Annotated in this window: 6 protein-coding genes; 5 read left to right on the top strand and 1 reads right to left on the bottom strand. The window is 40.4% G+C overall.

From position 1 onward, the window contains the following. Positions 1–2: 2 nt before the first annotated feature. Positions 3–1,886: an LTA synthase family protein gene (locus HPC41_RS24000; protein WP_172396622.1), complete on the bottom strand. Its 1,884-nt coding sequence runs from the start codon at positions 1,884–1,886 to the stop codon at positions 3–5. A gap of 421 nt (positions 1,887–2,307) precedes the next feature. On the opposite strand from HPC41_RS24000, the gene HPC41_RS23995 reads away from it, so the two are divergent. From HPC41_RS23995 to tamL, 5 genes are all read left to right on the top strand, one after another. Then, positions 2,308–4,944 (top strand): valine--tRNA ligase, encoded by a 2,637-nt coding sequence (locus tag HPC41_RS23995; RefSeq protein ID WP_172396621.1) that lies wholly within the window; start codon positions 2,308–2,310, stop codon positions 4,942–4,944. A 194-nt stretch (positions 4,945–5,138) separates the two neighbouring features. Further along, the gene (locus HPC41_RS23990) at positions 5,139–5,441 is read left to right on the top strand and encodes a DUF4342 domain-containing protein (RefSeq protein WP_172396620.1); all 303 of its coding nucleotides are present in this window, start codon (positions 5,139–5,141) and stop codon (positions 5,439–5,441) included. Positions 5,442–5,464: 23 nt separating this feature from the next. Then, positions 5,465–5,839: a MauE/DoxX family redox-associated membrane protein gene (locus HPC41_RS23985; protein WP_172396619.1), complete on the top strand. Its 375-nt coding sequence runs from the start codon at positions 5,465–5,467 to the stop codon at positions 5,837–5,839. 364 nt (positions 5,840–6,203) lie between these two features. Beyond that, complete coding sequence (locus tag HPC41_RS23980) at positions 6,204–11,489, top strand: translocation/assembly module TamB domain-containing protein (protein ID WP_172396618.1); 5,286 nt, start codon at positions 6,204–6,206, stop codon at positions 11,487–11,489. After that, on the top strand, positions 11,455–13,785 hold the full coding sequence (gene tamL, locus HPC41_RS23975; RefSeq protein WP_172396617.1) for a translocation and assembly module lipoprotein TamL: 2,331 nt from the start codon (positions 11,455–11,457) through the stop codon (positions 13,783–13,785). The genes HPC41_RS23980 and tamL overlap by 35 nt, the downstream gene beginning before the upstream one ends. Positions 13,786–13,816: the final 31 nt, after the last annotated feature.

The raw sequence follows: 13,816 nt of genomic DNA, 5'->3' as shown, positions 1-13,816 counted from the left end.
GGTTAATATTTTAGAAATTCACGATAGACCTGCTGGTAGTACGCTTTGGCAATATTCAAGATACTGTCCGTTTTGGCCGCAGGATAGTCTTTATTGGATCTATAATTGATGATTCGGCCAACATTATCAAAAGATACCGCCTGCTCGGGTGTGATTGCGCCAAAGGCATCTTTGGAATTATAGAAAGCGATCTGTGGAGTCGTCGGATTAAATAAATCACGACTCCAATGATATCTATTGGTCGGAAGCTTGAGCTGTGTCAATAGTGTTGTTGCCAAATCCGTTTGATTACCGATCCGATTGAAGATTTTTCCACGGTATTCAGGTTTGATGACATCCCCAAAAAAGATCAAGGGAATATGGAATCTATTCGGATGGTACAGTTCCCATTTTTCCGATGGCAGACGATGACCATGATCGGCTACAATTACAAAAAGTGTATTTTTATACCAAGCCTCTTTCTTGGCTTTACTGATAAAATCAAAAACAACCGAGTCCGTGTAATTTGCCGTACTTCGGAACTTGTCAGCATTGTTGGTACTTCCGAATTTATAACCGTGTTTTAGTTCAAACGGTTCATGATTGATCAGCGTGAAAATAGTGGAAAAGAAAGGCTGTTTTTCCTTACTAAAATCTTTGATCATCTGATTGAATACCACATGATCGTACACCCCCCAGGAAGCGCGTTCAGCATCGAGTCCAAAATTGGCGTTATCAACTACTTTGGAGATACCGTGCGTGAGCATATAAGACTTGAAATTATAAAATTCACTTTGCCCGCCATGGTAAAACGAAGTTTCATAGCCTGCATGGTCGAATTCTTGGCCAATTGCAGGCATATTTTCATGTTTGTCAATATATTTAATGATACTTTCCGGTCCCTGCGCAGGGAATCCACTCAGGATAGCAACCATTCCTTTATCCGAACGATCAGCAGCAGAGTAGATGTGATCAAACAAGATTCCACCCTTGATCAATTCCTCCATATGTGGTGTAACCGCCTTCTCGCCGCCCAAAGATTGAATGAGATCACCTACGAAACTTTCCAACATAATAATCACGACATTGGGCCGAGTGGTAGATAATACCTCGACAGTCGAATCGGGCTGGCTCTGAAAAACCGGCTTCAGATGCGCTCGAATAGTTTGTTCGTCCGAGCCATAGAAATCATAAGGACTTTTCAACTTTGTGCTTTTGGTAAAAAAGTCGCGCAAAAGCGCCCATTGGGTATTCACAGCCGCGTGATTATAAAAAGTAACTTCAGAATAGTAAGCCTTACTTGGGTTTAATGTCGCACGGCCATATCCCCCGCGAATAAAAGTGAAGAGTACGAAAACACCTAATGCTAGTTTCAGAAAGTTTCCAATTGGCGACTTAACATTATAAAAATAGACTTTTTTGAACATCCAACGATAGAGAAAATATCCGCAAAAAATCCCCACCAACATGCTCAAGATTGGCAGAAATACGGGCGTTGACTCCGCTGAGGCAACAGCGCCCGAAGGCGAGGCAAGGAAAGCATCTATAGCCCGTTTCGATATTTTATCCCCCCATTCGCGATAGATATTGACATTGATAAAACTCGTCACAAAAAACAAAACGAGTACACTAATCGTATAAATATCAAGGATGGTACGTTTTGGCCGAACCTTTGGAAAAAATCCCAGTATACAATAAATAAGAAATGGAAGAGCGCAGATATAGGATACTGCCGAAAAATCAAGGCTTAGTCCATGAAAATAAATTCTAAAAATTTCGGTGAAATGCCCCGTTCCGATCTTCTCAAAAAAAGCAAAAATAAAAATAAATCTATCTATAAAACAGATGATTAGCCAAAACAAAAAATATTGTGTTAATGCCCTAAGTTCGTTCGCAAATCGTTGCATTCTTTCGTGTAAAAATAAAACAGGCAAATTTACATTAATTTCATGCTAAATGGTTAGTAATATGAAGAAAAGATTAAAAAAGTATTAAGGTTTGCGTATTGAGTAGTTAGTAGTGAGTATTGAGATCTACTAGTACAAGCTTTCGGCTTATTTGAATGGTTCCGTCTTTTTAATTTTTGACTCTTTGTACATTCTCTTCGATCTCTAATGCTTGCCCCTTTTCATCCTTTAGCTCTGATCTCTAATTGTTTTTCCTTTATTCTTCAGCTCTGATCTTTAATCATTGATCCTTAACGTTGATCCTTCAACCCTTATCCTTGGTCTTTGATCTACAATCAATAACAAGATCAATGATAACAAGGAAAATAACATAGAATTCCTTACTTTTGTATTCCTTAAAAATTTGAATATAAAATTTAAAATGAGCATAGCGAAAACTTACAATCCAAAAGAAGCTGAAGAAAAATGGTACAGCTATTGGAAAGCGAACGGATTTTTCCGATCTACTCCTGACGAACGTGAACCTTATACGATTGTAATGCCACCACCGAATGTCACTGGCGTATTGCACATGGGTCATATGCTGAATAATACCATTCAAGACGTTTTGATCCGTCGCGCGCGGATGCAGGGTAAAAACGCTTGTTGGGTACCTGGGACCGATCACGCTTCCATCGCTACTGAAGCCAAAGTCGTCGCTATGTTAAAGGAGCAAGGTATTGACAAAAGATCATTATCGCGTGAGGATTTTTTGAAGCATGCCTGGGAATGGAAAGAGAAATATGGTGGTATTATTCTAAAGCAGCTCGAAAAACTTGGAGCCTCATGTGATTGGGACCGTACCCGTTTTACAATGGATCCTGAATTGTATCAATCAGTGATCCGTGTATTTGTCAATCTATATAATAAGGGGTTAATCTACCGTGGTTACCGCATGGTCAACTGGGATCCGGAAGCAAAAACCAATATTTCCGATGAAGAAGTTGTTTACAAAGAAAAGAACGGTAAATTATACCATCTAAAATATCAAGTCGAGGGATCAGACAAATATATTGTTGTTGCAACAACACGTCCTGAAACAATCTTTGGTGATACTGCTGTATGTATCAATCCAAATGACACGCGTTACACCTGGTTAAAAGGAAAACAAGTGATTGTACCTATCGTCGGGCGTAAAGTGAATATCATTGAAGATGAATATGTTGATTTGGAATTTGGTACCGGCTGCCTCAAAGTTACTCCGGCTCACGATGTCAATGACTACGAACTTGGCAAAAAGCATGATTTGGAATTCGTGGATATCTTTACCGATGAAGCAAAATTGAATGACAATGGCCTACATTATGCCGGTATGGATCGCTTCAAGGTACGTAAAGAGATCGAAAAGGAACTTGAAGAAAAAGGATTATTGGAAAAAGTAGAGAACTACAGCAATAATGTCGGAACATCAGAAAGAACTGGTGCGGTTATTGAACCGAAGATTTCTAATCAATGGTTTCTAAAAATGGAAGACCTGGCAAAGCCTGCCTTGGATAATGTCATGGACGATACGATTAAATTCCATCCGACTAAATTCAAAAATAGCTACCGCAACTGGATGGAAAATGTGACAGACTGGAACATTTCAAGACAATTGTGGTGGGGGCATCAAATACCAGCGTACTTCTATGGTGACGGTAACGACGATTTTGTCGTTGCGCAAACTGCCGAGGAAGCACTTTCACTGGCCCAACAAAAGTCGAACAATGCCAATCTAACGCTTGCAGATTTACGCCAGGATGAAGATGTCCTTGATACTTGGTTTTCAGCTTGGTTATGGCCAATTTCTGTCTTCAACGGCATTAACGATCCTGAAAATAAAGAAATTAACTACTACTACCCTACACAAGATTTGGTCACTGCACCAGATATTATTTTCTTCTGGGTGGCACGTATGATCGTATCTGGTTATGAATTCCGTGGACAATTACCTTTTGAAAATGTTTATTTCACTGGTATTGTCCGGGACAAGCAAGGCCGTAAGATGTCAAAATCTTTAGGTAATTCGCCTGATCCTATTGATCTGATGAATGAATATGGAGCTGATGCAACACGCATGGGAATGCTATTGACGGCTCCTGCCGGAAATGACTTACCTTTTGATGTCGAGCTTTGTGTACAAGGCCGTAATTTTGCCAATAAAATCTGGAATGCTTTCCGTTTGGTAAAAGGGCTGGAAGTTGTGGATGCTCCGGCTTCGGAATCCGATAAAATTTCGGCATCCTGGTTTGATGCACGGTTCAACCAGGCATTGGTGGAGATTGAAGAAAACTTCAAGCACTACCGTTTATCGGATGCCTTGATGACAACCTACAAATTAGTATGGGATGATTTTTGTGCCTGGTATCTCGAACTGGTCAAACCGGCTTACGGTTCTCCTATCGCCTCGGAAACCTTAGAAACGGTAAAATCTTTCTTTCAACGCATATTGACTTTGGTACATCCATTTATGCCTTTCTTAACGGAAGAACTTTGGCATGATGAACTATTCGGCGTTAAAGACGAGAAAGACTGCATCATCGTCGCTGAATTTCCAACAACAAACACGTTTGATGAGCAGCTGATCAAAGATTTTGCGGTAGCGCAACAAATTATTTCTGAAGTGCGTAACATTCGCAACTTAAAAGGTCTTTCTCCAAAAGTAGCATTACCTCTGGCGATTAACCAACAATCTGATATTGATCTTGCGCAATACATTGCGATCATCACAAAAATTGCCAACCTCGAGGCAGTCACATTCGTTACAGAGAAAGTCGCCGGTGCGACAAGTTTCCTGGCTGGTAAAGATGAATGTTATGTGCTATTGGAGAACAATATTGACGTCGATGCTGAGCGTGAACGTATCGAAAAAGAGTTGGAATATCTAAAGGGATTCTTGGTATCTGTTGATAAGAAACTTTCAAACGAACGCTTTGTACAAAATGCAAAACCTGAAATCGTTGAAAACGAAAAAAGTAAAAAAGCAGACGCAGAGACTAAAATTAAGATCCTTCAAGAAAGCTTAACGACTTTACGTTAAAAACATAATATCCTAATTTTTCAAAGTCCCGCGACCTCCGCGGGACTTTTTTTGATGTCCACTTTCCCTTCTGTTAATGGCTCGTTAGAATCATACTATTTTTTACAGGCTAGCCCCTTGCTGATTTTTAACTTTATAAGGATTCCTATAAAAAAATGAATAACTTTATAAGAACGAACTTAAATTATATCATTATGGGATTCAAGGAAACATTTCAAATCAACGGAGAAAACCTCTTACAAAAGATCAAAGAAATCATTGCAGAGGGTAATGTAAATAAAATTAGTATTTCGGACAAGCATGGTAAAGAAATCATGAGTTTTCCGATTACTGTTGGTGCGATCGGATTGATCTTGGCACCTGTATTTGCCGCAATTGGCGCCGTGGCAGCCCTGCTCACTGAATGTACAATCACAGTAGAGCGCAACAGCGAAAAGAAAGAAGAGGATAAAAAGGATGGTCCTGCAGAACCACCCACAACGATTACTGTCAACTAAGTCGACCTCTAAAATTTACGATCATGAAAATCCTAAAGAATATCGTTTGTGTTTTGTTTGGCTTACTTTTTATGAATGCAGGCCTAGATAAAATCCTTCATTATATGCCTATCCCACCAATGGACATGGATATGCAAAAGGTGTTTGAAGCTTTCGGCACGATAAAATGGTTATTGCCCCTTGTCGGTGTCATCGAAATCATCGGTGGCTTGTTATTTCTCCTCCCTAAGACAAGAACTGTCGGTGCACTGGTTATCCTGCCGATACTAATTGGTATTTTTACGCATAATATGGTTTTTTATAGCCAACAGGGATTGGTGATCTGGGCTGTACTATTCATCATTTGGCTATGGGTGGTATTTGAAAATTGGGGAAAATACAAAAAACTTATGGCGTAGTTGTCTTGTTCTTCCTAATAGAAGCGAAAGATTCTCAAAGGTAAACAGCTATCTTTGTACAGATGGATAGAAATCATTTGCTTTTGTTAACATAAAATTAAAAAACAGAAAAGTTTATACTCCAAAAATGGTTTGGTCAATTATTTGATGTGTTTTATATAATACTCCTCTTTGACAAGATTTTTAGGCACAAGTGGGGAATTAGTAAAATTTGCTTGTCCATGTGAGCACAATTAACTTGCATATACAAGCAAATTTATCTTAGTTTGCTGAAAAAGCAGTGATATAAGTTAATATCTGAAAAACTTTGCAAACTTTTTTCCGTTTTAATTTTTATTATTAGATACTTAAATCAAATTATACGTTGAACAGATTTACCCGAATTGCATTCAAAACAATATTGTGGATTATTGGAGTAATAATTGCGCTGGTTATTTTAATCGTATTCTTAATCCGGATACCCGCCGTTCAAAACTATATTGCCGGAAAAGTAACGCATTATGTCGAAGGGAAAATAGGCACTCCAGTTAAAATCGGTTACATCAATATTGATTTTCCGAAAAAGTTAGTGTTACAAGATATCTATATGGGGGATCAGAGCAAGGATACACTCGTTGCCGGAAAAAGCATTGCTGTGGACATCAACATGCTCAAACTTCTGAAAAATACCGTAGAAATCCAAAGTATCGAAGCGGAAGGGATCACTACAAAAATTCGAAGAACATTACCTGACAGTTCCTTTAATTTTGATTATATCGTCAAAGCATTTGCCTCCGAAAAGGAAAGTAAAGCTACCGCAGATACCACTTCTGCCCTCGTTTTTAACCTGGACAAAGTAAAGCTTGATAAATTTCATATCGTTTATGCTGACGATGTTATTGGAACAAGCGCTGATGTGTATCTGGGCACGCTAAATACCAATATTAAAAAATTTGACCTGACCAAAAACATGGCCTTCAACCTACCGAAGGTAAAAATAGACGGTTTGAATGCGAGCGTAAAACAATGGAAGCCGGTCGCTGAAGGTGCTGCTCCATCGGTCGAAGATTTCGGGATTACGGACAAGACGGCGCAAACAACGACCCTCCTTCCGGATGTAGGGATACAGATCGCCGAGCTGGCCAATATCCTTGTTCGGTATGAGGATGAATCCACTACGCTGAAAACCAAGTTTAATATAAAGAATCTTCGGGCTGATATCAACAAAATTGATTTAAACAAAGAGATTGTCGACCTTCAAACCATCCAACTTGATGGCGCCGATAACGAGGTACTCTTTGGAAAGGTACCTAGGAAAACTCCGCCCAAAGGCAGCACGACAGCAGATACCACAAAAATCAAGTGGGTTGTCTCTGCCAAGGATATCAGTATCAATAATACAAGTCTGGTCTACAGAGATGATAATCAGGCACGCATGAAAGGCTTTGATTACTTCAATATTAAAATTCCGGGGATAAAAACAAATCTAACCGACTTATATTACAGTGCGGACTCCATTAGTGGGTCACTGAATGAGCTGACCGCATCCGATCACTCAGGCTTGGTCATCAAACAGCTCAAAGGTGACTTCAAGTATACAAATACAGGAGCAGAAATTAAAAACCTCTACGCGGAAACACCGCGTACACTTATTCGGGATTACTTCAAAGTAACTTACCCTTCCCTGGATATCATTACCAAAAAACCGGAACTGATCTATGTGAATGCGACGCTTAAAAAGAGCCATGTCGATATGCGCGACATTTATTACTTTGCTCCTTTCCTCGACACGATGCAGGTCATGAAACCCTTGATGGACAAAAAGTTCAATATTGATGGACGTGTGATAGGCAAGTTAAACGACCTCAATATTCCTAATATTGATTTCCAGACCCTATCCAATACGCGGGTAATCGCTAGTATGCGACTCAAAGGATTGCCAAATGTGGATAAAATGTCCATGGACCTGAATCTAAAAAAATTAACGACAGGACGTTCCGATATTGAAAAACTCGTTGCGAAATCCATGCTGCCAGCCAATATCGAGCTGCCGAATACGATCGGACTAACAGGCACCTTTAAAGGCGGTATGACAGCTTTTGATACCAATCTTTCATTGGTGACCGAAAAAGGAACGGCAAAATTTGACGGTAAAGTCAGCATGGCAAGCAGAGATACCAGCTACGATGCTCTTGTTAGCATCCGCGATTTTGATATTGGGAAGATCATGAAAATGGATAGTACCTTAGGAATTCTTTCCTTTGAAGGGAAAATAAAAGGACATGGCACGGATCCCAAGAAACTTGTAGCCAATTTCGATGGTAAAGTAAACCGCATGGATGCCATGGGCTATCGGTATCAGAATATCGATATGAATATCACTGCAGATAAAGGAGATATCAAAGCATCGGTTGTGAGCCCCGATCCCAATATTAAGCTGAAACTGGATGCCACGGCCAATATGAAATCCACGTATCCCCAGGTAGATTTTGAACTGATGGTGGATACCATCAACCTCAAAAATCTGAAACTAATGGCGGACGATTTCAAATACCATGGTAAGATGGTCGGTCATTTTACTTCAGCTGATCCAAACTTTCTGAATGGAGAGGCACATATCACCAACTCGTCCATTGCCTACAACGATGCCTACTATTCCTTGGACAGTATTTCCCTGATTGCAAAATCGGATACATCCAGAAATTTGCTGCTCCTAAAATCTGCTTTTTTCAATGCACACTTGGTTGGGAAATATAAGATTCTAGAATTACAAAATGCTGTTCAGGATATTTTGCAAGTTTATTATCAACCTGGAAAACCTGTCAGCGTACCCAAATATGAACCGCAGAGCATCGAGTTTTCAGCACAATTGACCCGTACCAAATTTGTACAGGATTTTGTTCCGGAATTGACAGAAATGAAAGATATTACCTTAGATGGAATGTTCAATAGTGCCACCAAAACCATATTGGCCAAACTGGATGCCCCTAAAATAATCTATGATGGAACAGAAATAAATAACGTTACCTTAGATATCAATACCCTGGACAGCACCCTCTATTATTCTGCTTTGATCAATAAGATCAAGGTCAGTAATATTGAACTGGTCAATACGGTGTTCAGTGGTAAGGTCATCCAGAATAACCTGGATTTCGGGTTATGGATCAAGGATAAGAAAGAGAAGGAACAATATCATTTAGGTGCCAATATGCGCGTGGATAATGGAGCTTTCGTCTTTAGCCTACTCCAGGACGGACTGATGCTGAACTACGACAAATGGACGGTAAATCCGGCCAACGTGCTCAAATTTGGAAGCACGGGCATTCAGGCAAATGACTTTGTACTGAGCAACAAGGGACAAGAATTGAGTATCTCTTCACAGGACAGCGTATTGAATTCGCCCGTCAATATTTCCTTCAAAAATTTCCGTATTGAGACTATAAGTAAAATGCTCGAAAGCGATATTATGGATCTGGGCGGTGGCATCAATGGGCAAGCGACTATATCACGACTAGAAAGTAACCCTGTATTTGTTTCGGATCTGGTCATCGATAAATTCTATGTCGGAAAAGACACCGTTGGAAACGTGAATATCAAAGTCAATAATGAAAAGGAAAATACCTATAATGCAAACATCAGTATCAGCGAAAATGGCAACAACGTTGTGTTAAGCGGAGATTTTATCAGTCCACCGAAAGGAGAATCGAGCCTTGATTTCACCTTGGATATCCAGCCATTGACCATGCAAACTGTGCAAGCATTTAGTTTAGGCTATCTGAAAGAATCAAAAGGAAACCTCGAAGGTCAACTAAAAATAACGGGCTCCCCTTCCAAACCGCTTATAGATGGCGATGTCAAGTTTAAAGACGCTCAATTTAACATCGCGATGCTCAACGCCCTTTTCAAAGCAAAAGATGAGACGGTGCATTTTGATAATAGCGGGATCAGCTTCCCGAAATTTGCATTGGAAGACAAAAAAGGAAATATCGCTAAGGTAACAGGTTCGATCGATACAAAAACCTATACTGATTTTGATTTTAATCTCAACGTCAATACCGACAATTTTGAGGTGCTAAACTCTACCCAGACAGACAATGACATGTTCTATGGTAAGATGTACCTTACCTCCAATCTGCGGATCAGAGGAAATCTAGATAAGCCTGTTGTCGATGGAACAATTAAAGTACTTGACGAAACTGACTTCACCTTTGTCATGCCAAATGAAAACCCAGGGATGGCTGACCGTAAAGGGGTGGTCGAATTTGTTGACAAGAGTGATACAACCCGTGCGAATGTATTTGCCAAGTTGGATTCGATGACCGTTACCAAATTGACAGGAATGGATGTGGATCTGAACCTGCAGACAGACAAAGAGGCTAAATTTAAAATTCTTCTGGATGCAGGCTCCCAGGATGCCCTTAATATCCAAGGTCAGGCGGAATTAAATGCCGGTATAGATGCTAGCAGTAAAATTACTTTATCGGGAACATTTACTGTAGACAAAGGAAGTTACTCGTTTAGTTTTGGTCCAGTGAAAAAAGATTTTACTTTCCAAAAAGGAAGTACCATTACCTGGAACGGAGACCCTTTGGATGCACGACTGAATATCACAGCGGCATATACGACCAAAGCGCCTACTTTGGAACTAGTTGCGACGCAATTGGGCTCAGAAAACGCAAATCTGTATAAACAACGTGTACCATTCAACGTGTTGCTAAAAATTACGGATAAGCTCTTCCAGCCACAATTGGGTTTTGACATTGATTTGGATGAGAACAACTCTATTGTATCCCAAGAAGTGGTCAGTAAGGTAAACAATGCGCTGACTACCCTCCGTGAAAACCCCTCAGAACTTAATAAACAGGTATTTTCGCTGATTGTATTGGGAAGATTTATGTCTACCAATCCGTTTGAAAGTTTATCCGGGGGCGGTGGCACAGAAGCCATTGTCAGAAACAGTATCAGCTCGTTTTTGAGTGGGCAGTTAAATCGTTTGGCTTCAGAATTGATTACGGGTGTAGAATTGGATTTCAACTTGACATCTGAAGAGGATTATGCTACTGGTGCTGGGCAGACAAGGACAGATCTAAATATCGGTGTCTCAAAAATGCTCCTCAACGACCGGCTGAAAATTACGATAGGTTCAAATTTTGAGGTTGAAGGCAATACCCGTCCTGGCGAGGCGTCCAATAATATCGCCGGTGATATTCAATTGGATTACCAACTTTCACAGGATGGCCGCTATTTTGCACGCATGTATCGCAAAAACCAATATCAGGTGACCCTTCAAGGACAATATGTAGAGACCGGTATCGGATTCATTATCAATATGGACTATAATAAGTTTAAAGAGATATGGATGAGTTCAAAAAAACTCAAAGAGTACTATGATACCGACAGCAAAGGGTTTAGAAAACGTTTTAATGTGGAACGGATGGAAACCGACTCGGTCTATCGGGACAGTGTACGTACAGTGATTAGAGACAGTTTGATGCTCCATAGCCCCGAATATCGAAAACGTATTGAAGAACGCGAAAAAGAAAAACGTAAACAAGAATTGGACTCAAGCAAGAATGCACCAAAAAATCCGAGTCCAAAAACAAATTTAGATACGATCAGAACGACTGCGATTAAAAATGAAGATGAGGAAAGGAGTTATCATGCGAGCTAAACTGAAATTTGCTATCGGAATATTGACACTGACGACGGTCATAGCATCTTGCTCTTCTACCAAGAATTTGAAAGAAGGGGAAAGCCTATATGTCAAAGGCAATGTCATTATAGATTCAGACACCATTTCAAAAGAGAACAAGGAAAAACTTTCGACCTATCTCCAGTCCTCCTTAATGCCCAAACCCAATAAGCGCCTGGCGGGTGTCCCATTTAAGCTATATTTTAATAATATGGCCGGTGATTCAGCTAATAAAAACATGATCAAAAGATTCTTCAAGAAAATCGGAGAAGAACCCGTTCTGTTGAGCGACGTCAACCGTGAATATAATGAGAATCTCCTACGTAACCGGATGGAGAACATTGGCTTTTTCAATGCCGAGGTTAGATCAGACACCCTGGTTGAAGAGAAAAAGGCAACTATCAATTATACAGCCAAACCGAATCTGATCTATAGGATACAATCGGTCAAATTTGACATTGATAGCACAAGCCAATTGGGGCGGGATATCCTTTCATCTTCAGACAAAAGCTTACTTCAGATAGGGAAAAATTACAGTCTTGATATTATCCTGAATGAGCGTGACCGTATTGACAATGATCTTAAGAACAAAGGCTACTACTATTTTAGTCCGGATTATATTTTGGTGGAAGTCGATAGCTCACATCGAAATAATCGGGTAGACATGTATGTGACAGTAAAAAAGGAAACACCTGCCCAAGCGAAGATCCCGTCCAAAATCAATAAGATCTATATTTTCCCCAACTACACAGAGACCAGTTCGGGCTACCAACGGTCAACGCGTAATGCCGAACTCTTTGATAGCAGTTACTATTTTATTGATCGAAGGCGAACCTTTCGCAAGCCTGTCATTGCCAACCATATTTTCTTTAAGCCGGGGGATGTCTATAACCGTACGGCACACAATCAGACCATCAGTCATTTGGTCAATCTAAATAGCTGGAAATTTGTGAAGAACAATTTTGTCGATAGCAAGGAAGTCCCCAATGCACTGGATGTCTACTACTATCTGACACCGTTGCCAAAAAAATCGTTGCGGGTAGAGCTTTTAGGAAAAATGGCATCAGTCTACAACGGTACAGAGGTTAACGTCAACTGGACATTGCGCAATGCATTTAAAGGCGCTGAGCAATTGAGCTTTAACGTCTTTGGCGGATATGAAACCCAGACTGGGGGAAATGCGGATCTAAATTCCAGTTATTACCGCTACGGAATGGAAGCTACAGTAACTTTTCCGAGGATACTCTCTCCCTTCGGGCGTATCAATCCCTCGCGTCGTTTTATTCCCAAAACCTATGTGAAAGGCCGGTACGAATTCTTGAACCGCCGCAAGGCATATACCCTCAATTCCATTGCATTGGATTATGGTTACATCTGGCAAGAATCGGAAGAAAAGCAGCATGATTTGGCTTTACTGGAAATTACCTATGTACAGCCGAAAGGCATTTCGGAAAATTACCAAAAGCAAATGGATACGATTCCTGCTTTACGGCATGCGATCGATCCCCAATTTACAATCGGACCAAATTACAACTTCACGTTCCAAAATACGATGAAGCAGCATTTGAAGAATACATTCTATTTCAAAGGAAATCTAGACCTCTCGGGAAATATCCTCGGTCTGATCAAAGGAGCGGATTTTAATAAAGGTAAAACCTTCAAATTATTCGACGCATACTTCTCTCAGTATATCAAAATAAGCGGTGACGGAAGACATTACCTTAAGTTATCGGAGAATTCACAACTCGCCTCAAGGGTGAGCCTTGGTTTGAGTTATTCCTATGGAAACTCGCGCTCCCTTCCCTATTTGAAACAATATTATGTCGGCGGTCCAAACAGTATCCGTGCTTTCGGTGCCCGCGCTATTGGTCCGGGAACTCTGGCTCCAGAAAAACTGAGCAATGGCCTGTTTTATGCTGATCAAACCGGTGATATCAAATTGGAATTGAATACCGAATATCGTGCTAAGCTAGCGGGTTTTGTACACTGGGCAGCATTTATTGATGCCGGTAACGTCTGGTTGCAACGTGAAGATGTCAACAAACCCGGAGCAAAGTTCAGCAAAAACTTTTTAAATGAACTTGCTGTAGGTGGTGGTGCCGGTTTACGTTTTGACTTTACTTTCCTGATTGTCCGGACGGATTTTTCGATTCCCTTCCGTATCCCTTACTTACCAAAAGGCGAACGTTGGGTATTTAAAGATATCGATTTTGGCAGTTCGAAGTGGCGAAAAGATAACCTGATGTTCAATTTGGCCATCGGATATCCCTTCTAGCGCAAAATCAAGTTATTCCAGTGAAATTGAT

Origin of the sequence: Sphingobacterium prati, assembly GCF_013167215.1 — a bacterium.
Lineage (GTDB): Bacteria > Bacteroidota > Bacteroidia > Sphingobacteriales > Sphingobacteriaceae > Sphingobacterium > Sphingobacterium prati.
Note: the sequence above shows the minus strand (reverse complement) of the source record. Positions and strands in the feature narration are given on the sequence as shown.